Source organism: Syntrophothermus lipocalidus DSM 12680, assembly GCF_000092405.1.
In the GTDB taxonomy this organism is placed as follows: domain Bacteria; phylum Bacillota; class Syntrophomonadia; order Syntrophomonadales; family Syntrophothermaceae; genus Syntrophothermus; species Syntrophothermus lipocalidus.
Genome location: NC_014220.1, coordinates 1,809,540 through 1,830,788 on the forward strand (window position 1 = coordinate 1,809,540; position 21,249 = coordinate 1,830,788).

At 52.5% G+C, this 21,249-nt stretch carries 21 protein-coding genes; 10 read left to right on the top strand and 11 right to left on the bottom strand.

The features are described 5' to 3' along the window. Position 1: 1 nt before the first annotated feature. Entirely contained in the window at positions 2-463 is a 462-nt protein-coding gene (locus SLIP_RS08655; protein WP_013175896.1) for a chemotaxis protein CheX, read from the top strand. Positions 464-582: 119 nt separating this feature from the next. Here the strand turns inward: SLIP_RS08655 and SLIP_RS08660 are convergent, their stop codons facing one another. Next, positions 583-972 carry a hypothetical protein gene (locus SLIP_RS08660; RefSeq protein WP_013175897.1) on the bottom strand — a complete coding sequence of 130 codons (390 nt, stop codon included), beginning with the start codon at positions 970-972 and terminating at the stop codon, positions 583-585. Between the two features lie 286 nt (positions 973-1,258). Between SLIP_RS08660 and SLIP_RS08665 the strand changes: the two genes are divergently transcribed. Further along, positions 1,259-3,217, top strand: coding sequence for a methyl-accepting chemotaxis protein (locus SLIP_RS08665; RefSeq protein WP_013175898.1), 1,959 nt, complete (start codon positions 1,259-1,261; stop codon positions 3,215-3,217). A gap of 79 nt (positions 3,218-3,296) precedes the next feature. Here the strand turns inward: SLIP_RS08665 and aroA are convergent, their stop codons facing one another. From aroA to aroF (SLIP_RS08680), 3 genes are read right to left on the bottom strand one after another with little or no spacing between them, the layout of a single operon-like run. Further along, positions 3,297-4,589 carry a 3-phosphoshikimate 1-carboxyvinyltransferase gene (gene aroA / locus SLIP_RS08670; protein WP_013175899.1) on the bottom strand — a complete coding sequence of 431 codons (1,293 nt, stop codon included), beginning with the start codon at positions 4,587-4,589 and terminating at the stop codon, positions 3,297-3,299. Between the two features lie 4 nt (positions 4,590-4,593). After that, a complete protein-coding gene (locus SLIP_RS08675; RefSeq protein WP_013175900.1) occupies positions 4,594-5,676 on the bottom strand; it encodes a prephenate dehydrogenase in 1,083 nt (360 codons plus the stop codon). A 39-nt stretch (positions 5,677-5,715) separates the two neighbouring features. Next, on the bottom strand, positions 5,716-6,729 hold the full coding sequence (gene aroF / locus SLIP_RS08680) for a 3-deoxy-7-phosphoheptulonate synthase (protein WP_013175901.1): 1,014 nt from the start codon (positions 6,727-6,729) through the stop codon (positions 5,716-5,718). A 371-nt stretch (positions 6,730-7,100) separates the two neighbouring features. On the opposite strand from aroF (SLIP_RS08680), the gene SLIP_RS13130 reads away from it, so the two are divergent. From SLIP_RS13130 to SLIP_RS08700, 5 genes are all read left to right on the top strand, one after another. Continuing rightward, entirely contained in the window at positions 7,101-7,277 is a 177-nt protein-coding gene (locus tag SLIP_RS13130; protein WP_423218585.1) for a type II toxin-antitoxin system VapC family toxin, read from the top strand. A 92-nt stretch (positions 7,278-7,369) separates the two neighbouring features. After that, the gene (locus tag SLIP_RS08685) at positions 7,370-7,786 is read left to right on the top strand and encodes a Fur family transcriptional regulator (protein WP_013175902.1); all 417 of its coding nucleotides are present in this window, start codon (positions 7,370-7,372) and stop codon (positions 7,784-7,786) included. Positions 7,787-7,839: 53 nt separating this feature from the next. Further along, a complete protein-coding gene (locus SLIP_RS08690) occupies positions 7,840-8,796 on the top strand; it encodes a metal ABC transporter substrate-binding protein (RefSeq protein WP_013175903.1) in 957 nt (318 codons plus the stop codon). Further along, positions 8,793-9,539 (top strand): metal ABC transporter ATP-binding protein, encoded by a 747-nt coding sequence (locus SLIP_RS08695; protein WP_013175904.1) that lies wholly within the window; start codon positions 8,793-8,795, stop codon positions 9,537-9,539. The genes SLIP_RS08690 and SLIP_RS08695 overlap by 4 nt, the downstream gene beginning before the upstream one ends. A gap of 88 nt (positions 9,540-9,627) precedes the next feature. Beyond that, positions 9,628-10,422 (top strand): metal ABC transporter permease, encoded by a 795-nt coding sequence (locus tag SLIP_RS08700; protein WP_041433563.1) that lies wholly within the window; start codon positions 9,628-9,630, stop codon positions 10,420-10,422. Between the two features lie 7 nt (positions 10,423-10,429). Here SLIP_RS08700 and aroF (SLIP_RS08705) read toward each other — a convergent pair whose 3' ends face one another. The 7 genes from aroF (SLIP_RS08705) to SLIP_RS08735 form a co-directional block, all read right to left on the bottom strand. Continuing rightward, a complete protein-coding gene (aroF, locus tag SLIP_RS08705; RefSeq protein WP_013175906.1) occupies positions 10,430-11,260 on the bottom strand; it encodes a 3-deoxy-7-phosphoheptulonate synthase in 831 nt (276 codons plus the stop codon). 49 nt (positions 11,261-11,309) lie between these two features. Then, positions 11,310-12,092 (bottom strand): tryptophan synthase subunit alpha, encoded by a 783-nt coding sequence (trpA, locus tag SLIP_RS08710; RefSeq protein ID WP_013175907.1) that lies wholly within the window; start codon positions 12,090-12,092, stop codon positions 11,310-11,312. Beyond that, a complete protein-coding gene (trpB, locus tag SLIP_RS08715; protein ID WP_013175908.1) occupies positions 12,089-13,276 on the bottom strand; it encodes a tryptophan synthase subunit beta in 1,188 nt (395 codons plus the stop codon). The genes trpA and trpB overlap by 4 nt, the downstream gene beginning before the upstream one ends. Before the next feature lie 69 nt (positions 13,277-13,345). After that, positions 13,346-14,125 (bottom strand): indole-3-glycerol phosphate synthase TrpC, encoded by a 780-nt coding sequence (gene trpC / locus SLIP_RS08720; protein WP_013175909.1) that lies wholly within the window; start codon positions 14,123-14,125, stop codon positions 13,346-13,348. Continuing rightward, entirely contained in the window at positions 14,119-15,141 is a 1,023-nt protein-coding gene (gene trpD, locus SLIP_RS08725; protein ID WP_013175910.1) for an anthranilate phosphoribosyltransferase, read from the bottom strand. Before trpD ends, trpC begins: the two co-directional genes overlap by 7 nt. Before the next feature lie 110 nt (positions 15,142-15,251). After that, entirely contained in the window at positions 15,252-15,839 is a 588-nt protein-coding gene (locus SLIP_RS08730) for an anthranilate synthase component II (protein WP_013175911.1), read from the bottom strand. Then, entirely contained in the window at positions 15,836-17,329 is a 1,494-nt protein-coding gene (locus tag SLIP_RS08735) for an anthranilate synthase component I family protein (protein WP_013175912.1), read from the bottom strand. Before SLIP_RS08735 ends, SLIP_RS08730 begins: the two co-directional genes overlap by 4 nt. 609 nt (positions 17,330-17,938) lie before the next feature. Between SLIP_RS08735 and SLIP_RS08740 the strand changes: the two genes are divergently transcribed. From SLIP_RS08740 to SLIP_RS08750, 3 genes are read left to right on the top strand one after another with little or no spacing between them, the layout of a single operon-like run. Beyond that, positions 17,939-18,313, top strand: coding sequence for a GntR family transcriptional regulator (locus SLIP_RS08740; RefSeq protein WP_013175913.1), 375 nt, complete (start codon positions 17,939-17,941; stop codon positions 18,311-18,313). A 4-nt stretch (positions 18,314-18,317) separates the two neighbouring features. After that, complete coding sequence (locus SLIP_RS08745; protein WP_013175914.1) at positions 18,318-19,217, top strand: ABC transporter ATP-binding protein; 900 nt, start codon at positions 18,318-18,320, stop codon at positions 19,215-19,217. Then, complete coding sequence (locus tag SLIP_RS08750; protein WP_013175915.1) at positions 19,192-21,189, top strand: DUF6449 domain-containing protein; 1,998 nt, start codon at positions 19,192-19,194, stop codon at positions 21,187-21,189. Before SLIP_RS08745 ends, SLIP_RS08750 begins: the two co-directional genes overlap by 26 nt. Positions 21,190-21,249 lie beyond the last annotated feature (60 nt).

The window sequence follows — 21,249 nt, forward strand, 5'->3', positions numbered from 1 at the left end:
GATGGATGTGAGGTATATCAACCCCTTCATTCAGGGACTCCTCGATGTCGTAGCCATGCTGGGAATGACGAGCATTGTCCGTACTGGATTAGGCAAGAAGACATACCTTCAAACTGAAAATGAGGTCAACATCATCATCGGGCTCACAGGAGAGGTTAAGGGAAATATCGTGTTCTCTATGCCGGAAGCCACCGCCAAGAACATTGCCTCAGCCATGATGGCGGGAGTCCCGGTGGAAAAGCTCGATCTCATATCAAAAAGCGCCCTGTGCGAACTGGCCAATATGATAGCAGGTAACTCCGCGGCCAAGCTGGAAGGGCTGGGCGTAAAATTCAATGTCACGCCCCCCACCTTGATTACCGGCAAGAACCTGCTCGCCCTTATCAGCCAGGTAGAAACCCTGGTCATCAATTTTGCGGGCAACGAAGGGCCCTTAGAGATGAACGTGGCCTTAGAAATGTGAGTTGCCTTCAAGCCTTGTCTGCCCAAAAAAATGTTAACCGTCCGGCGCTCGTGCGTTGTTTCGCCTATCGCCGTGACCGGTTAACGCTTTTTTTCTGTCTAAGTCTGCGTCTAACCATCTCAATCCTTTCTCTGCAGGGGCTTCCGCTTGATGCGCCGGTAGGTCATGGGAGTGATGCGCAACCCCGGTTTCAGTTCCCGGGCATACTCCGTTACCATTTCGTCGCTTCTAGTGATGGCCTGACCCGCCTTGTTTATAAGGTCAGATGCTGATTGGACTGTAGGATGAGCAGCAAACTCTTTTTGAGCAGTGCTCTTGACCGCCTGCCATTTTTCTCGGAGCATCCCGGTAGCCTTTTCAGTCTTGTTCGAAGCCCAGGCAGCCACGTTTCTCCCTCCCTCCCTGAGGGACACGCGATGCCTCTTAACGGCCCAAACCGCCACCGTTCCGAGCCCAGCTACCAGCATCACTTTCCACAGCCAAGACACCGGTCGTTCATTTTTGGCCATAGCTCCACCTCCTAACGACCTGACTGTGCTTAGTCTGCTCGGATTCTCAGCATAACATTCCCGACTTTAAAAAATTTGTTATCTAAAACTTCCATGATTCTCCTTATAGGCATAAAACCACAAATTTTTTGATTATTTTTTTAGTTTTGGCAGGATAATTCGTCACAGCGTCAAAAGTATAAATGTAGCAAAAATGCTACGTTATTTCAAGACATATACTTGTTTTCTTTGCGGTCAATTCGGTGGCGAGGGAGGTAACAGACCATGCCGAGGAGGGGAAGAAATAATGCGGAAACAGTTGGAAAAGCCACCGGGTTTGGACCCCGAGCCAACCTCTAGCAAAACCGGAATAGCTCTTAAACAAGATGAGACAGCGGAATTAGCCCGCAAGCGAGAGCAGGCTCGCAAAATGGCTCAGGAAAAGGCCAAGGCCCGTACCCTGGCCAAGCAGCAGGCCATGGCCGAACGCATTGCCGCATCATCACAGCAGCTTCTGGCCGCAGTTGAGGAAACCAACGCATCGGTCCAAGAGTTCGCGCGCCTTATGACCGAAGTGGCCTCTATGGGAAACGATGTCGGCCAAAACGCCGAGCAGATGCGAACCGGGGCTACCAGAGTCAATCAGGTTGTAGAAGAGTTCCACAAGAACTTACAGGTCCTCCACCAGTACGCTTTGAGCGGAGTGGAAGCAGCCGAGCGGTCGCGTAGAGGCATGGAGACCATGATGGACCAGATGAAGGAAGCCGTTGCCAAAAACCAGCAGTCGGGCCAGCGCATAAAAGAACTGGAAATTCAGTCTGAAAAAATCGGCGACATCGTGCAGGCGGTAGTGATGATTGCGGATCAGACTAACCTGTTGGCTCTGAACGCCGCTATTGAGGCTGCCCGGGCCGGTGAGCACGGGCGAGGGTTTGCGGTGGTAGCCGATGAAGTGAGAAACCTGGCTGAGATATCAGAAAGATCGGCCCGGGATATCCGGGGAGTAGTTGAAGAAATACGGTCAGTGGTTGAAGAAATAGTTAAGGACATAGGCGAGGTTGTAAACAACTTTGAACGTCTCCAGGACGAACTTGCCAACACCAACCAGGGCTTTGCCCAGGTAGGTCAGCTTTTCGCCCAGTATGCAAGCAAGATTGACGAAGCGGTTGCCGGAGGGGTAACGATGACCGGCAAAGCAGGCGAGCTACTGACCTCGGGTGAGGGTATAGCCAGCGCCGCCCTTCAGATAGCCGGGGCGACGCAGGAGGCGGCTAAAGCTGTAGCCGAACAGACCAAAGCCTTGTCCGAAGTAACCGCCGCGACCCATGATCTGACCGACATGGCCGAGGAACTAAGGACCTCCACCAACATCAACAAATCGGCCGAAGAGATAGCGGCTACGGCCGAGCAGCTTTCTGCCAACATAGAGGAAATCAGTTCCTCGGCTACCCAAATAGCATCAGGCTTGAACGAGCTGACCCAAAGTGCTCGTATCGCGGTAGCAGAAGCCCGCAAGGCGCAGGATATCGGGCAAGACAGCCAGCAACTGGTAGAAACCATTGCCGAAATAAGTTCTGCTGCCGGGAACATCCACGCCGAGATAGCAGAGACTCTAGAAGCCAGCCGGGCCAGTGCCCGGAAGGTATGGGCCGGGATCAGAGAAGGTATCGCCTCTTACAGCGCCACTAACTCCGCCGTAGCCTCTCTGCAAGACAAGATCCGCCGCATCGAGAAAATCGTCGATACCATCGAAAACGTTTCCATTCAGACCAACATGCTGGCCGTAAACGGGTTCGTAGAAGCCGCTACGGCCGGCGAGCACGGTCGGGGCTTTTCCGTGGTCGCGAACGACATCCGCAACCTGGCTACAGAGTCTGCCGAAAATGCGGATAAAATAAAGGACCTGGTGCGGGACATCCAGATTCAGATCGGCAAAGTTGTCGGCGACATCAGCCAGTCTGAAGCAGCTTGCCGCAAGGCCGATGAAACCGCCGGCATGGCGGCCAAGTCCAACCAGCAGGCCACCGATCAGGTAAACCAGATCGGTCAACTTCGAGTTCTCGTGGGCAAGAGCATATCGGAACTCGGAACAGTCGTGGCGCAAGGAACTGAAATTGCGACAGCCGCCGCCGACATTCTGGCTGCCGCTTTCAGTAAGGTAGAAGAAGCATCAGTCATCGCCCAGGAACAGGCCAAAGCTGTTCAAGAACTTGCCAACTCCATCGAAGATATCGCTTCCATCGCCGATGAGATGCAGATGAATTAAGCTTGGATCAGGGGGACGGTTCTTGTGGTTTATTTTTCAAAATAAACCACAAGAACCGTCCCCCTGATCCACTGCACATTTACCGGCCGGCAAAACGGGCGAGCTCCGCCCAGAAACCGGGATAGGATATGTTAACGGCTTCTGCCCCTTTGACTATGGTTTCCCCCTCGGCTACCAGCCCGGCGATACCCATGGCCATGGCAATGCGGTGATCCCCGTAGCTGTCCACCTTCGCCCCGGTAAGCCTGCCCTGCCCCCGAACATAAAACCCGTCCTCGGTCTCCTCTACCTCTACTCCGAGCCGGCGCAGGCAGGTGCAGACAGCCAGTATCCGGTCAGTTTCTTTAACCCTCAATTCCGACGCATCCCGTACAACCGATTCACCCCGAGCCATGGCCATAGCAACTGCCAGCACCGGAATTTCGTCAATTAGAGACGGTACAATCTCCCCTGCCACGGTTGTGCCGATTAGGTTCCCAGCCGAGACCACCCGTATATCGGCTACCGGTTCGCCACCGACAACCCTCTGGTTCTGAAGTTCGATTCTAGCACCCATAGAAGCAAGCACTCTTAGTACCCCGCTTCGCGTAGGGTTAACTCCTACCCCAGGGATTAGGACCTCTGACTCCGGAACCAGCGTCGCTGCCACTATCCAGAAAGCCGCGGATGAAATGTCGGCTGGAACGGACATATCAAAAGGTTCGAGCTCTCTTCCCGGTTGCAGCCGAATCACCCCGTTTTCGGCAAAAATCTCTGCCCCCATCCCTGCCAGCATCCGTTCCGTGTGGTCCCTTGAAGGCACCTTTTCCCTTACCACCGTCTCCCCTTCAACTCCCAAACCAGCTAAAAGAACAGCAGATTTGACCTGAGCGCTCGGCACCGGCAGGGTGTAGTCGATCCCTTTTAAGTTGCCCCCTCGAATAGCCAGCGGTGCAAGCCGGCCCCCGTCTCGTCCGTCGATGCGTGCTCCCATTAAACGCAGAGGTTCCACTACCCGAGCCATAGGGCGGGAGCGCAAGGATGAATCCCCGGTTAATACCGAAAAAAACGAGCAGGCCGATAGAGTTCCTGACATCAAGCGCATAGTTGTTCCGGAGTTCTCACAGTCCAGAATGTCTTCTGGCTGTAGAAATCCGCCTAGCCCGCGCCCTTCGATTATGAGGTCCTCGCCGTTGTCCATAATGTTAACCCCGAGTGCTCGCACGCACCGAACCGTGGCTAGTGTGTCTCGCGCCCGCAAGAAATTCTTTACCCGGCTCTTTCCCTGAGCCAGGGCCGCCAGCATGACGCTGCGGTGCGATATCGATTTGTCTGCCGGCAGCGTAATAGTCCCCCTCAACCCCTTTGGGGCGCGACGTACAGTTACATCCATCTGCTCACCTCATCCATGCTTTAATTCCCTGGTCCCGCAAGAGTTTCACTGCCTTCTCCCCATCTTCCACTGAAGGCACCCCTAAGCGTATGGTACCCCCGTCACCCTCGCGCACCCGTAAGATCTCGATGTCAACTATGTTTATCCCACCTTCACCTAGAACCGTACCCAGGTAACCTATCACCCCGGGACGGTCGAGCACCACAGTAATGATTTCGCAAGCACTGGGCAAAGCTCCTCTTGCCCCCCTTGGTACAGACTCCCGTAAAGCCTGAGCAGCTTGCAGTTCTTGCCTGAGTCGCTGGCGGTCAGCGGCAGCTATATACCCACGCAAGCGGTTCAATTCCCCGATAAAACCGTCCAGTTGGTCCAGTACCGCCTCCCGGTTAAACATGAAGATTTCCTCCCACATAGCCGGGTTAGACGATGCTACACGGGTTGTATCCCTAAAACCTCCTCCTGCTAGCCCGAGGGCCTCAGGCGCTTTCCCGGCCTGGTTTACCAAGGCCACCGCTGCCAGGTGCGGAAGATGGCTGGCCGTGGCTACCAGGCGGTCGTGTTGAGCCGCATCCATTGTTATTATTTTCGCTCCGGTACAACTGATAAGCTGACTTAAGGTTTCGAACGGTCCGGATGGAGTGCCCGGTGGAAGCACCAGAACATACACCGCATTCTCAAACAGGTACCTGTCTGCCCCTGCCAAACCTGTTCTCTCAGAGCCAGCCATAGGGTGGCCGCCGATGCCGTAAACCCCGCCGGGCAGCCACCGGCGAAACCATTCCATGACCACCTGTTTAACACTGCCCACATCGGTTACAACAGCCCCCGGCTTCAGGACCGGGGCAGCTTGTTTGATGACCTCCTCCAGCCGTTCTAGAGGACAGCACAGGAACACCACATCTGCGTTTTCGATTCCTGCCTCAAGCTTCTCCGTGCGGCGCACCGCCCCCAGAGCAACTGCCTCTTTCCCAACATGGTCCTGGGGGTCAACCCCGATCAGCTCTTCAACCAAAGGTGAGTCCTTTAAAGCCAGCCCCAGCGATGCTCCTATGACCCCCAGCCCAACAATGGTAACCACAAAACCCATTCTGCCTTCCCCCTCGGCCTAACTTATACCCGGCCTTGCTCAAGAAGCGCAGGAAACCGCCTCAAAGACACGCCTCACATTCTCCATCATGCGCTCGAAGTTGGAGGGAGTCAGCGACTGGGGCCCATCCGAGAGGGCTTCAGACGGGTTCTGATGGACTTCGACCATCAGCCCATCACATCCCGCCGCTACAGCCGCGCAGGCCATAGGTCCTACCAGCTTCCACTTGCCGGTCCCGTGACTGGGGTCGACCAGAACCGGAAGGTGGGTCAGCTGTTTTACCAGAGGCACCGCTGCCAGGTCCAGGGTATTGCGGGTGTAGGTCTCAAAAGTCCTGATTCCCCGCTCACACAAAATGACGTTGGTGTTGCCGCTAGAAATAATGTATTCTGCTGCCATGAGCCATTCCTCGATGGTAGCGGAGGGCCCCCGTTTTAAAACTACTGGGCTCTTGATTTTACCTACTTCCCTCAACAAAAAGAAATTCTGCATGTTCCTGGCGCCGATTTGCAGCACGTCGACGTATTCGCAGACAGTGGAAACCAGCCGCGGATCCATAACTTCCGTAATCACGGGCAGCCCTGTTAACTGCCTGGCCTCCCGCAGTATCTTCAGCCCCTCTTCTTCCAGCCCCTGGAAAGAGTAGGGCGAAGTACGGGGTTTAAAAGCCCCTCCCCGCAGCACAGTGGCCCCTGCTGCCTTGACCATTTCCGCAACCTCCAAGAACCCTTCCCTGGATTCCACCGCACAGGGCCCGGCTATAACCTGAAGCTCTCCTCCACCTATTTCTACGTCACCTACTCTCACTACGGTGTCTTCTCCCTTGAACTCCCGCGAACACAGCTTGAAAGGCTTCAATATTGGGACTACCCTCTCCACTCCGGACAAAGTCGCCAAAGATTCCATCAAAGCCGCATCGCGGTCACCGATAGCCCCAATTATGGTCCTTTCTACGCCCTGCGACAAGTGAGTAGAAAACCCCCTGTCTTTTAGTTTTTCCTCCACCCTCCTGACCTGCTCCGGGGTGGCACTCTTTTCCATTACAATAACCATCCTGCCTTCCTCCTCCGTTGACTGTTTAGAAAATGAGTTACATACATACGTGCTTGTCGCAAACTAAGACAGATGCTGATTAACAAACCATCCTCCCATTCTCAATTCCTAATTCTTAATTCTTAATTCTTAATTCTCAATTGATATAGCCCCATCCTACCTACCTCCTCTAGCCTAAAATAAAAAAATACCACCCGGCAGGAATCCGCCAAATGGTACCCTTTGCCACCATCTGATTCCCTACCGTCCTACCTACCTGCTCAGTAACCTAACTAGCCATCCTACGTTTATAACTTAGCACAGAGCAGCGTCAAAATCAATGGTCCGATCCCTTCCAGCTTCCGGAAGCAAAAGCTTGAATCTGGTCGCCCATAGCTGTCCGGTCCGCCCAGATCCGGGCTGAATACAGGCTGCGCACGCCCGATGCCATACAGTTGGCTACAGCCGTCGAAAGCCAGGCAACCTTGTTCGTTACGAACGACTTAAAGTTACCCGGAAAAGTGGGCCCATTGACGGTTCTCTTTCTCAAAGATTATTTGAAGAATTGAAAAGAAATCCGATCTTGGCTTGCATCACTTATCCCGATAAGATTATAATGTTCTTAAAATTAAGAATGATTCTTATTTAGGAGGCTCTATCATTGGATGCCCTGCTTCAGCAATTAAGTGCGAACGGCTACAAGATTACTCCCCAACGGCGCCTGATACTCGAAATGCTGCGCGAAAACCGGCATGCCAGCGCCGAAGATATCTGTGCCATGTTAAAGCAAAAAGAACCTAACATCTCGCTGGGAACCGTCTACCGCAACCTTGCCCTCTTGATGCGGCTACGCATTGTTACTGCCGTTGATTTTCGCGACGGGCGCGCGCGGTATGAGCTCAACGACTCCCATCACCATCATTTGGTTTGTATGAGGTGCGGCAAACTCGTGGAGTTTCCCGGTTGTGACCTTAAGAATGTCCTCGGGGATGCCGCGGAAAAAGTTAATTTCCGGGTAATTGACCACAGCCTCGAAGTCTTCGGTTATTGTGGAAAATGTTGTGGGTGTTCGCCGTAGTGCTTTTTCTCTAGCACCGCTGAGACTATGTAGTTGTGGAAAAGGAAGGCCTGATGAAGTTGAGAAAACTTTACTCTGTCGTTTCTTTGGTCCTGATTGCCGTTTTGGCATGCTCGCTGACCGGTTGTAAAGACTCTTCCCAAACCTCAAATCAATACCCGCTTTCTTCAAAGATCACCGTATATGCTACTCTATATCCGGTCTACGATTTTACCAAAAAAATCGGCGGTGATCGGGTAAGTGTAAGATGCATGGTCCCGCCGGGAGCGGATCCTCACTCCTGGGAGCCGTCACCCCAGGACTTGGCTGAACTGCAAAGGGCGCAGGTCTTGGTATATAACGGCGCCGGCATGGAGCCTTGGATCGACAAGGTTTTGGGGGCCTTGGACACAAAGTCGATGGTGGTTGTCGAAGCTACCCGTGGTTTGCCCTTGCTGCCCGCTGATACCACCCATAGTGATACCCACCCTCACGACCAGGATTGGGACCCTCACGTGTGGCTGGACCCGGTTTTGGCCCAGGACATGGCAAAGAATATCGCCAGCGGCTTATCGACCGCCGACCCGAAGAACCGCGGGTTTTACGAGAAGAACTGCGCCCAGCTGGTTCAGAAACTAGAGAACCTGGACAGGGCCTATCGTGCTGTTATCGAAAAGTGTCAAAAACACGACATAGTCGTAACCCACCAGGCCTTCGGGTATATGGCCCGCCGTTACGGGTTGAATCAGCAGGCTCTGATGGGGGTTTCTGCCGAAGCTGAGCCGACCCCTTCTGCCATGGCACGAATAACCGAGTTCTGTCGTAGAAACGACGTGCATTACATATTTTTTGAAAAGACGACTACTCCCCGCTTAGCCCAGGTGATAGCTGAGGAAACTGGTGCCAAGGTTCTGGTTCTGGATCCGCTAGGCACTCTGACCGAGGAACAGCTGAAGGCTGGCGAAGACTATTTTTCCATCATGTACTCGAATCTGGAGAATTTGAGAATGGCACTGGGGTATGAGCCATGAACAACGTGGCAATAGAACTTCACGATGTACATTTCAGTTACGGTCATCACCAGATATTGAAAGGCGTGGACCTCAAAGTCTACTCCGGAGACTTCGTCGGCGTAATCGGTGCTAACGGGTCGGGCAAGAGCACTTTGATCAAAATCATCGTGGGGCTGCTCAAACCGCAGTCAGGGCTGGTAAAACTGCTGGGTAAGGATTTAGCCCACTTCAATGAATGGCACCGTATCGGCTATCTATCACAAAAAGCTTCTTTTTTCAATCCGAGTTTCCCTGCCACAGTTCAGGAGATCGTGCGCAATCACTTCCTGGTTCAGGCCAGCCTGAGCAGGAAACTGGACCAAAGCGGGGCAAAGACCAAAGTTGAACGGGCTTTAGCCTTAACTGGTCTTTCTGGTCTCCGCCATCAAATGGTCGGCGAGCTGTCAGGCGGCCAGCAACAGCGGGTATTCCTGGCCCGGGTCTTGGTCAGCGAACCGGAAATCTTGCTTTTGGACGAGCCCTTGGTCGGTATCGATGCCGGTTCGCAAGAGCTTTTCTGTTCTTCTCTAGAATACTTTAACCGGGAACTCGGAATTACCGTACTCATGGTAACCCATAACCCGGAGCCGGTGGCCGACTTGATAAATCGGCTGGCCTGCCTGGAAGAAGGGCATCTTTTCGTGCATGACAGCCCGGAAGAGATCAAGCACGAACTGCAGCCGCACCGGCATGTCAAACAAACAATGTTTTTACAACCTTAGCCTAAACCGGGTCTTCCTTCAAAGAATCGTCCTCGAGCGGAATAACCAATAGCCTGAACTTTTCGTGAGGGAGAAGATCGCGTTGGAAATGCTACATTATACTTTTATGCAGCGGGCAGTATGGGCCGGAATCGTGGTAGGAATAATATGCCCGTTAATCGGGATAGTTTTGGTCCTGCGCCGCCTGTCGCTCATCGGCGATGCTCTGGCCCACGTATCCTTAGCCGGGGTTGCCTTCGGTCTCGTAGCCGGCATTAACCCGACCGCCGCTGGCCTGGTTTTTTCAGGGATCGGAGCATTCGGTATCGAATACCTACACCGGTTCTACCGCAGGTATGCCGAACTGTCCCTGGCCATCATCATCGCCGCCGGAATGAGCCTAGCCGTCGTCCTCATCAGCCTAGGTCGGGGAACAACAGCCACGGTTTTGAGCTTCCTTTTTGGCAGCATAGTCGCTCTCAGCGGTTTTGACATCTACATAATAACCGCGGTTGGCTTAACGGTAGCTATACTGGTTTCACTGCTTTACCGCCAGCTGTTTTACATCTGCTTTGATGAAGAGGCGGCTACCGTGGCCGGCATCCCGGTAACCAAAATCAATCTCTTCTTTACTTTCATGGTGGCAATGACGGTAGCCGTTTCCATGAGAATTGTGGGAGCCCTCTTGGTTTCATCGCTTATGATCGTTCCGGTCGCCGCCAGCATTCAGCTGGCCCGCAGTTTCCGGTCAGCTGTGGCGATCTCCGTGACAGTGGCATTAATCAGCGTGATGATAGGGATAACCTTGGCCTTTTATCTGGACCTGCCGCCCGGGGCAGCAGTAATCCTGACCTCTCTCTTTCTCCTCGCTCTCGCCATTTTCATTAAACGTTTTTTTAGTTAGCCCGCTGTCATATCTTTTTCCCTTCTACCTCGGCCAGCTTCTTTATGTCCTCCAAGAGAACCGCAAAGTTTTCTAGAGTTAGTGACTGTTTGCCGTCGGAAAGAGCGCATTCTGGACACTGGTGGACTTCAATCATCACACCGTCGGCCCCGGCGGCTATAGCGGCCTTGGCCACCGGGCGCACCATCTTCCACCTACCGGTAGCGTGGCTGGGATCTACGATAATCGGGAGATGAGACAATTCCTTAATCATGGACACTGCTCCGATGTCTACGGTGTTGCGGGTATAGTTTTCAAAGGTGCGGATGCCGCGCTCGCACAAGATAACCCGCGGGTTACCGGCAGCCATGATGTACTCCGCCGCCAACAACCACTCTTCCATGGTGGCGGCAAATCCACGTTTAAGTATCACCGGCTTGTCGGTCCTGCCTACCTCCTGCAGCAAAGAGAAGTTCTGCATGTTACGGCTTCCTACCTGAAGAACGTCCACATAGCCCTGTACAAGCTCGACATCCCGGGTATCGAGTACCTCGGTGACCACCGGTACTCCCGTAATTTTTTTGGCCTCTGCTAGGATCTTGAGGCCCTCTTCTCCTAAGCCGGCAAACGAATACGGGGAAGTCCTCGGTTTGAAAGCCCCCCCTCGCAGGAGATGCACCCCCATGTCCGCCAAAATCCGAGCGATATCGAGATACTCCTCTCGTCCTTCTACCGCACAGGGCCCGGCTATGACGGTACAGTAACCCTCCCCTATCTTAACCGTACCTCGCGAACTGTTTATTTCAATCAGGGTGTCCCCCTCATGACTTTCTCTGGCCGCTAGCTTAAAAGGTTTCATATCCCATTCCCCCAGTTTATATTCTACCCCACCGCAAAACCGGTGAGAACTATCTTAAGGCCTGCTTAAGGTTTCTAGCCAAAGCGCTCAGTTCCGAAAGAAGCCGTGTCTTGTCATCTGAGTTTTCCTCTATGATGCGTACCAACGCACTCCCCACCACTACTAGGTCTGCGTAGTCTTTTATTCTAGCCACCTGAGCTCCAGACGAGATTCCAAACCCGACCGCCAATGGATGAGATGTGCGAGCCCTGACCCGGCTCAGATAATCTGTGAGGTCGGGCAACCGGTCGCGCTCGCCGGTAACTCCTGCCACCGATACGCAGTATATGAAACTCCGCGCGTAGTGGTCGGCTCTGGCCATACGCTGTTCGTCAGCTGTCGGGGCCAGCATCGGGATGATGTCTACATCAATTTGGTCGTATTTTTCCCGCTCCTCCAACGGGAGATCCGGTATAATAACTGCCGAAGCTCCGGCTGTCTCAAGCTCCCGGGCAAACACTTCAACTCCCCTTCGCAGAATAGGGTTGAAATATGAAAACATCACCAACGGTAGCGAGCAATTGTCGTGAACCGCTCGCACAAACTCTAACGCCTTCGTCATGTTCATCCCTCGTTCCACCCCGCGAAAGTGAGCCCTTTCAATAACCTCACCATCGGCAATCGGGTCAGCGTATGGAACGCCGATTTCGAGGATGTCACAACCGGCTTCCTCCAGGGCTTTCGCACACTCGACCGCTGTAGCGAAATCAGGTTCACACGCCATCATGAAGCCTATGAGGCCTTTTTCTTCCCGTTCTTTCAATTGCCTTAACCTCAGCTCTAAACGGTTCACGGCCTCACCCCCTCGAGTATGGCAGCCACCGTCTCCACGTCCTTGTCGCCCCGCCCCGACAGGTTCACTACAATGCAGTCGTCCCGGGAAAGAGTCGGGGCTATTTTTGTCGCATAGGCCACGGCATGAGCGCTTTCAAGGGCAGGAATAATCCCCTCCATCCGGCTCAAAGTCAGGAAAGCCGACAGGGCTTCTTCATCGGTCACGCTGGTGTACTCTACCCGTCCCGAGTCTTTTAGATACGAGTGTTCTGGCCCTACCCCGGGGTAATCCAACCCAGCAGAAACAGAATGCGTAGGCAGCACCTGCCCTTCTTCGTCCTGCAGTACAGTGCTTAGAGCACCGTGGAGCACCCCTCGGGACCCGCGGTTCAAGGTAGCGGCGTGCTGCCCGGTGTCCAAACCCAGGCCGCCCGCCTCCACACCGACTAGCCGCACGTCGTCTTGTAAGAATTCGTAGAATATGCCCATGGCATTGCTCCCACCCCCTACACAAGCGATGATGTACTGAGGCAGCTTGCCCTCTTCTTCAAGTATCTGCCGGCGCAGTTCCCTGCCGATGATAGACTGGAAATCCCGTACAATCATGGGGTAAGGGTGTGGTCCCACCACGGATCCGATGAGGTAATGGGTATAGTCGCTGCTCGCGATGTAGTCGCGGAAGGCCTCGTCCGTGGCTTCTTTCAAGGTCTGGGATCCTTTCGCCACCGCCTTGACTTCAGCGTTCAAAGCCTTCATCCGGAAAACGTTGAGCCTCTGCCGTTCCATATCCCTGGCTCCCATGTAAACGGTGCAGGATAGGCCCAGTACGGCCGCCGCTGTAGCCGTGGCCACTCCGTGCTGGCCAGCCCCGGTTTCCGCTATGACTCTGGTCTTCCCCATCTTTTTTGCCAACAGAGCTTGGCCCATGGTGTTATTTATTTTATGGGAGCCGGTGTGGTTGAGGTCCTCCCGCTTGAGGTAGATCCTGGCTCCCCCCAGCTCCCGGCTCAGCCTTTTGGCAAAATGCAGTCCCGAAGGCCGTCCCACGTACTGGTGTAGATAGTAAGAGAGTTCTCTCTTAAAATCCAGGTCATCTTTCAGCTTTTCGTATTCGCGAGCCAGTTCCTCTAGTACCGGCATCAGGGTCTCCGGCACGTACCGTCCCCCGTATTCTCCGTAGTAGCCTTTTTCGTCAGGGTACACCTTCCATGTACCTCCTCTCCTACTGTTCAGAACCCGCAATATCATTCTTCATTCTTCATTCTTCATTCTTCATTCTTCATTCTTCCAATACCAGGCTAGTTCTCCGGTTTTAGCAGCAACATCAGTAGCCGTCACTAAAGCCTCACCCACCAGAGCAGCGGAGAACCCGTATTGTTCCAACATCAGCATGTCCTCCACTGTCCGGATACCGCTTTCGGCAATACACTGCACCTTGTTTGCAACCAACCCCACCAGCTCAAGGCAAACCCGGGTATCCACCGTAAAATCTTTCAGGTTACGGTTGTTTATACCGATAATCCGGGTTGGCGTATCCAAGGCCATCTCTAATTCGTACCGGTCATGAACCTCGACCACCGGTTCAATCCCCAGTTGTTGCGCCGTTTCCACAAACAGCGGGAGATCCTTCGGCAAGAGGTGAGCGATAAGGAGCACCGCGTCCGCTCCCAAAAGCCTGGTCTCATACAGTTGCCTGAGGTCTATTATGAAGTCTTTGCGCAAGACCGGCAAGCTCACGCGAGACTTAACCTTCTGAATTAGGAATGGGCTCCCTTCAAAGTACCTCTCTTCGGTTATTACTGAAATGGCTTTAGCCCCATTTTGCTCGTATAATACCGGAAGTTGATCGAACCTAGTCTCAGATATTAACCTGCCTTTGACCGGAGAAGCCTTCTTTGCCTCGGCAATCAAAGAAACCCTTCCGTTAACATTTAAGGCCTCGGCAAATTCCCTCAACGGCGGTAACACCTCTGCTGCTTGAAACGTCTCCATTATATCTTTTCCATGAGAACGAATCTGTTCCTGCTTATGCCTGACGATCTCGTCTAACATCGGCCCACCCGGCTTTCCTGACTGTACCGCACCAGTTGTCTAAGCTTTTCTTGAGCCCGGCCAGAGTCGATAGCTTCTGCCGCCATCCTTATACCTGAATCTAAATCCCTAACTTTTTCTGCCACCATCAAAGCCGCTCCCGCGTTAACCAGAACCATCTCCCGAGCCGGGCCCGGTTTTCCAGCCAATACTTCCCTCACTATGCGCGCGTTGTGAACTGCATCCCCTCCCCGTACTCCCTGGTCCTGGTACTCGTTGACGGCTCCGCCCCTGATGATACGGCCCGGAACAATGGATTCACCTTCAACCTTCGCCATTTGGGTAACGCCCACATGCGCTATCTCATCCATGCCGTTCTCCGCATGGACAACCAGGGCCTGCTTGCGTCCTAACCTGGCCAGGGCTTCGGCCACAGGTTGGATCATGTCCTCGTCGGCCACACCCATTAACTGGTACGTCGGGCAAAACGGGTTTATCAAAGGCCCAAGGAAATTGAAGGCCGTAGCTATCCCTAAACTGCGGCGCATAGGGCCAAAGTGCTTCATTACCGGGTGAAAACCAGGAGCGAACAAGAAAGCTAATCCTATTTCTTCTAATAGCATCCTGGCTTCGTCCAGGCTTAGGTCAACCCGAACTCCCAAAGCCTCCAGAACATCAGCGCTTCCTGCCTGACTGGTGACAGCTCGGTTTCCGTGCTTTGCCACCGGTACCCCGCAGGCGGCGCAGACAATGGCTGCCGCTGTTGAAACATTAAATGTCCCGCAACCGTCGCCCCCAGTGCCACAGGTATCGAGCAATCCCTCCATACCCTCGTGTTTTATAGCTCGGTCCAGCAAGGCCCGGGCAAACCCAAACAACTCCTCCCCGCTTTCTTTCCGCAAGCGCAGGGCTGCAAACAAGGCCGCTACTTGACTCTCTGCTACTTCCGTATCTAACATCAAGTTGATGACCTCATAGGCCTCGCTGCTGGTCAAATAATCGCCGTCAACTACCTTTTTCAGATACTTGATAAACATTGTCTCTCCTCCTCTCAACTCGTCTCGTCTTTGTTTAATAGGCCACAGATAAACACAGATGTATCATTTACGCTGACTCGCACTCAAATACCATTCTTAATCCTTCATTCTTAATCCTTCATTCTCAACTGCCCCACGCACTTGAGGAAATTCGCGATAATCGTTTTACCGCATTCAGTAGCTATAGACTCGGGGTGAAACTGCACGCCCTCTACCGGAAAATGACGGTGCCTGATTCCCATAACTTCCCCTTGTTCGGAGTAGGCCGAAACTTCGAGACATACAGGCAGAGTAGTCGCGTCAACCACCAATGAATGGTACCGGGCGGCTATGAAAGGACTCTTCATCCCGGCCAGCATCCCCCGCCCGTCATGGTATATTGTCGAGACCTTGCCGTGCATCGTCCTCCAGTTTATCCGTACATCCCCCCCAAAAGCTCGCGCAATGGCCTGATGCCCCAGACATACTCCCAAAATCGGGAATACCCCACTGAAGGCCCTTATCAGACTCAGGGTTATCCCTGCTTGGTCCGGATTTCCGGGGCCTGGAGATATAACCACTCCCTGAGGCTGCATTTTTTCGATGTCGCTCAATTCCAACTCATCGTTCTTGGCCACTCGCACTTCTGCTCCCTGTTCTTCCAGGTACTGTACCAAGTTGTAAGTAAAAGAGTCATAATTATCGATTACGAGTATCATTGCTCCCCCTCCGCCCTCACCACAGCTTGCATCAAAGCTCTTGCCTTGTTAACGGTTTCCTGGTATTCGTTCTCCGGAACTGAGTCCGCTACTATCCCGGCCCCGGCTTGAAGGTAACAGTGTTCTCCCCGAAATAGCACCGATCTTATCGTAATACAGGAGTCCAGGTTACCATCTAATCCGACGTAGCCGACCGCTCCTCCATACGGGCCTCGAGGACCTTTTTCCAGGTTATTAATTATCTCCATCGCCCTGCGCTTCGGGGCCCCGGTCAGGGTACCGGCTGGGAAGCAGGCCTGCAAAGCGGCCAGGCTGTCAAGACCTTCTCGCAAACGGCCCTGGACCTTTGAAACCAGATGCACCACGTGAGAATAAGCTTCGAGCTTCATAAACTCAACCACCTCAACCGTTCCCGGCCGGCTCACCTTCCCGATATCGTTGCGGCCCAGGTCAACCAGCATCAGGTGCTCTGCTCTCTCCTTCTCGTCCCTAACCAGCTCTCGGCGCAAAGCATCATCTAGCTTTTCATCTCCAGTAACGGGCCTGGTCCCCGCGATCGGCCTAGTTTGCACTACATCACCCTCAACTTTAACCAGCATTTCTGGAGATGACCCTACCAAGGTCATCGAAGGAAATCCCAAGTAAAACATGTAGGGAGAAGGATTCACGTGCCGCAACTCAGCATACACCCCTAAGGGACTAGCCCGGGTCCGCTTTTTCCAACACTGAGAAAGAACAATCTGAAAGGCATCTCCAATCCGGATGTATTCCTTGGCCTGTCGTACCATATCGATGAACTGGTCGTAACTGGTGTTGCTGATGAATCCCGCGTCAGGATTACCCGTAACTTTCCTTCTGCAATGTGTTACCGGCACCGTGTCTTGGCTCAAAGACAACCCCGCAACGACCTGTTCCAACTTGGCCACCGCCCCCTCCCTTTCCTGGATGCTGTTCGGGTAAAAGCTACGAACCCGCACCTGGTCAGTATAACGGTCATGAACCACCGTAACTCCGGGGAAGAAAAATGCGGCGTCTGGCCCTGAAGACAAGGAGACACTCCTTCGAGGTATTTTTTCCTGTTCTAAGCCGATGTCATAACCCCAGAAGCCTACGAGGCCGCCTGTAAATCCGCTTGCAGGTGCTGTCAGGTGCACCACACTCTGAGCAGCTAAAAAAGCCCTAAGGTAAGTAAATAGCTCACCTTGTTCCTCGTAGCACCGGTTGTCAGTTGTAACACTGAGTTTCCCTTGGCTGTACTCCACGACCAGCAAAGGGTCAAGCCCCAGGATGGAATACCTCGCATTTTCACCCTCAGTCAAACTTTCCAGGAAAAACAGGGGTTGACTCCGACTCTTCCCGGCCATCGCCGAAAAATAGCGGTAGAGGTCAAAACCAGGTAAGAACAACTCTTTTTCAGTATAGTGAAAGGCAGAAAAATCAAAACCGGCACCCAGGTGAGTGCCGGCACAAATGTTCCGGTCTCCTCTCATCTCGGTCTCTCCTCTCCTCGTCTCTTCGCCCTCGTCTGATCTTCAATTGTCTTACAGGCTATTCTCTGCTCACCAGCATGTCAAAGCTGATCTCATCTGCATTTTAGTCTATTTCCCCCACACCTCTCTTGTCAAGTCCTAAGTGTAAAAGTACAAAAATCGAATCACACGCAGCTTTTCCGTCCCCTGTGTTAGAATTTGGAGCTATGTCTTGCTGCAGCCGGACGTTTCCGTTTGTGCTCGTCACTTTTCACCCATGGCTATGACCTTATGTCTAATGATCCTTACCTTTTCTCCATACGCTTGTTTGGTAGCGATAAGGCTCATCTGCACCTAACGAGCTATACGATATACACAATATAGTCTCAGCCGTGTCAGGTCAATAAGAATCTCTTTTAAGACATTTTCAATAGCTATTCCTCGTCCAGTTTGTCAATTCTCAAGCTTCCAGCCTGTAACGGCCTTGCGGTAAACGGGTTTTTGCTGACCACCAAGCGTGACAGACAACCGTCGCCTGGTACGTTTTTTCTTCTTGACTAGCACGGCTGGCAGACATACAATAAAACTGTATCAACTGTATTAGTTTATATAATACAGAAGGAGGTGCCTATGTTTCAGCTGGACTTTCGGGATCGTCGACCTTTGTATGAACAGATCAAAGAAAGAATTAAGACACTCATCATCAGCGGAGTCTTGAAACCTGATGAACGGATACCCTCGGTGCGCGAACTGGCCCAGTCGCTCACCGTAAACCCCAACACCATTCAAAAAGCATACAAAGACCTGGAAGCTGAGGGTTTCATCTACTCCATCAGGGCCAAAGGCAGCTTTGTCAGCCCGCTCGACGTGTCAGTCCATCATCCGCGCCGGGAAGAGCTGTTGCAGGAACTTAAAAAAATCGCAGGCGAATTGATGTATCTAAACGTACCGATCGAACAGCTTTTGAGTATCATTCAGGCCATCTACGAAAAGAGGGAGGTATGACCGCGTGATCGAAGTTAGAGGGCTCAGTAAGAGCTTCGGACAACTTAAAGCCCTGGATAACGTCGACATCACTGTTAACAAAGGGTCGGTTTATGGCTTATTAGGCCCGAACGGCGCCGGAAAAACTACACTCATCAAACACCTGGTTGGAGTCTATCGCCAGGATGCGGGATCAGTTACCATCGACGGTCAACCGGTTTACGAGAATATGGCAGTTAAGTCTTTCTTGGTTTACATCCCCGATGAACTCTTTTTCTTTTCGGAGTACAGCATAGCGGAGACGGCGAGGTTTTACGCCAGCCTATATCCCGGCTGGGATTGGGAAAGATTCCATCGGCTGAAGCAAGTATTCGCCATCGATATCGACAGGAGAATCTCGCGCTTGTCACGGGGTATGCAAAAGCAGGTTGCCTTCTGGCTAGGCATTTGTGCTTCGCCCCGGGTCATGATTCTGGATGAACCGGTAGACGGCCTTGACCCGGTAATGCGCAAGAAGGTGTGGAGCTTGGTGCTGCAAGACGTGGCCGAACGCGAAACCACGGTGCTGGTTTCCTCCCATAACCTGCGGGAATTAGAAGATGTGTGCGATTACATAGGTATACTGCATAACGGGAAAATCCTTGTGGAAAAAGACCTCGATGATCTGAAAACCGACATCCACAAACTTCAGGTGGCTTTTGCGGGGGAGGCACCTCGTGAGCTGCCTTCGACCGGAACGATTTTGCACCGTGAACAAAACGGGAGCATCGTCCTTATGGTTGTGAAAGGCGACAAAGAGAATATCCTGTCCGAGGTTCGACGAGCCAGCCCTGTTATCCTGGATGTCCTGCCCCTTACACTCGAGGAAATATTCATTTATGAACTGGGAGGGATCGGATATGACATTAAGAGCGTTCTTATTTAACAGGGGTCTGGTTGCCAGTGATCTCAAGAGGTTCTGGTGGGTCAGCGCCGCCTACGGCCTGTGTCTGTTGTTGATCCTGCCTTTTCACCATGTGATACAAGGTGTTCAGGCCGATGACTTGTGGGTCAAACAGGCTTTACAGAGGTCGCTGGACATTTTTTCTGGTCAGAGCGGGATGCAGATCATCCTGATCTGTACCGTTCCCGTCGTTCTGGCTGTGCTGCTGTTCCGTTACCTCCACGACAGCCGGGCGGTAGCTGTAATGCACAGCTTACCTTTGAACCGCCGTACACTTTTTTGCAGCCACGCAGCCGCCGGACTGTTTCTTATTCTTTTGCCCGTCCTCATTACTGGATTTGTATTGATGATTCTTAATGCCACTACTGAACTAAAGGAGCTCTATTCCCTCTTGGACATCCTGCGATGGGCTGGTTTGACGGCGTTGCTCGCTGCTCTAATGTTTTCGATTACAGTCTTTGTGGGGATGTTTACCGGTAACACCTTTGCCCATGTGGCCTTTACTTATATACTCCAGCTTTTGCCTACCGGTTTGGTGATACTGCTGGACGAAAACCTCCGTAAGTTAGTCTACGGGTACGCGAGCACCGGACTCCCCGGTGAATTCCGGTACAATTTCCCTTTGGTTATGCTTGCCGGATATCACGGCAACGATTTTTTCACCGCCGGTACCGTAATAGCATACCTCACGGCTGCCGTTCTTTTTCTGGCAGTAGCCGGGTACGTCTACCGGCTAAGGCCTTCGGAAGCAGCCGGTGAAGTCGTGGCCTTTTCCGTAATCCGACCCGTTTTCAAGTACGGCGTAACCTTCTGCACCATGCTGCTGGCGGGCCTGTACTTTGCCAGCGTGTACGGTGATAACTATGCCCTTATTGTTTTCGGGTATGTGCTCGGTTCTCTGTTAGGGTATCTAACGGCTGAGGTCCTGTTGCGGAAGTCTTGGCAGGTTTGGTCCGGTTACAAAGGGTATGTGGCCTATGCCGTGGTCATAACGGTCCTGCTGGTCGGAATCGCCACCGACGTTACCGGCTATGTTCACCGGGTTCCTGACCCCGAGAAGGTGAAAAAGGTCTACTTTGGAACCAACATAAATGAATGGATACAGCTGGAGAAACGTAAGAATTTGCAAGGATTAGGCGTCAAATACGAAAAAACTTACTTCTTCCAGGACGACGCTAATATAAGAAACATAGTATTGTTACATCACCAATTGTTAAAGACACCCCACAGTAAAGAAGGGACGATCCGCTACATCGCCTATACTTTGGATAACGGTGACTACTTAATACGCCAGTACTACGTTGATGAAAAACGTCATGCTTCCATCCTCAAACCGATATACGAGTCACTAGAATACAAGAAGGCGCGGTTCCCCGTGGTGACTCAGAATCCCGACAACATTAAGCTGGTTGAAATTAAGGATGTTCGAACCTCCAAAGGCCCGGTCATTTTGACTCAGAAACCCGAAATCAAAGAATTTGTTGCTCGTTTGAAGCAAGACATACTCAATACGACCTTCGAAGATTTGGTCTCCGATAGGGAAGACAACGTGTACATTAACATCGTAGATATCAAGGGGAACTCGGTGGAGTACGCTTTGCGCGAAGGGTACCGCTCGGTTACTGCGTGGCTCAAAGATAAGGGGTATTATGAGGATATAGTACTGTTTCCACAAGAAGTAGACCGTGTCATCCTTGAGCGGACCGTGTTTCCTGAAGAAAGTAAAAGCAACGAACCGAACCGAGGAGCAAAGCGGGTTGAAGTGACAGACAGCAAACTCATACAAGAATTGCTCACCATTAACGGGCCACAAACTTTTGCCAGTCCGGAGAGAATGATCAGAGCAACGTTTTATGGTAGAACAAACGGACGTGCTTTTCAGTTTGAGCGGGTTATATACCGAGACTGGCCGGTTTCGAAGTCACTGGGCGAATGTCTGAAACAACTTGACTAACACTGAAAGCGCACCTGACAAACAGCCGGCAAGGCCGGGAGGTTGCTGCTTCCGGCCTTG

Coding starts and splice junctions, on each gene's coding strand:
- SLIP_RS08695 (WP_013175904.1), top strand. CDS start 8,793: ATGAACAACGTGGCAATAGAACTTCACGATGTACATTTCAGTTACGGT.
- SLIP_RS08660 (WP_013175897.1), bottom strand. CDS start 972: ATGGCCAAAAATGAACGACCGGTGTCTTGGCTGTGGAAAGTGATGCTG.
- SLIP_RS08740 (WP_013175913.1), top strand. CDS start 17,939: ATGTTTCAGCTGGACTTTCGGGATCGTCGACCTTTGTATGAACAGATC.
- SLIP_RS08690 (WP_013175903.1), top strand. CDS start 7,840: ATGAAGTTGAGAAAACTTTACTCTGTCGTTTCTTTGGTCCTGATTGCC.
- aroF (WP_013175901.1), bottom strand. CDS start 6,729: ATGGTTATTGTAATGGAAAAGAGTGCCACCCCGGAGCAGGTCAGGAGG.
- SLIP_RS08735 (WP_013175912.1), bottom strand. CDS start 17,329: ATGAGAGGAGACCGGAACATTTGTGCCGGCACTCACCTGGGTGCCGGT.
- SLIP_RS08700 (WP_041433563.1), top strand. CDS start 9,628: ATGCTACATTATACTTTTATGCAGCGGGCAGTATGGGCCGGAATCGTG.
- SLIP_RS08730 (WP_013175911.1), bottom strand. CDS start 15,839: ATGATACTCGTAATCGATAATTATGACTCTTTTACTTACAACTTGGTA.
- trpD (WP_013175910.1), bottom strand. CDS start 15,141: ATGTTTATCAAGTATCTGAAAAAGGTAGTTGACGGCGATTATTTGACC.
- aroA (WP_013175899.1), bottom strand. CDS start 4,589: ATGGATGTAACTGTACGTCGCGCCCCAAAGGGGTTGAGGGGGACTATT.
- SLIP_RS08665 (WP_013175898.1), top strand. CDS start 1,259: ATGCGGAAACAGTTGGAAAAGCCACCGGGTTTGGACCCCGAGCCAACC.
- SLIP_RS08675 (WP_013175900.1), bottom strand. CDS start 5,676: ATGGGTTTTGTGGTTACCATTGTTGGGCTGGGGGTCATAGGAGCATCG.
- SLIP_RS08655 (WP_013175896.1), top strand. CDS start 2: ATGGATGTGAGGTATATCAACCCCTTCATTCAGGGACTCCTCGATGTC.
- trpC (WP_013175909.1), bottom strand. CDS start 14,125: ATGTTAGACGAGATCGTCAGGCATAAGCAGGAACAGATTCGTTCTCAT.
- SLIP_RS08750 (WP_013175915.1), top strand. CDS start 19,192: ATGACATTAAGAGCGTTCTTATTTAACAGGGGTCTGGTTGCCAGTGAT.
- aroF (WP_013175906.1), bottom strand. CDS start 11,260: ATGAAACCTTTTAAGCTAGCGGCCAGAGAAAGTCATGAGGGGGACACC.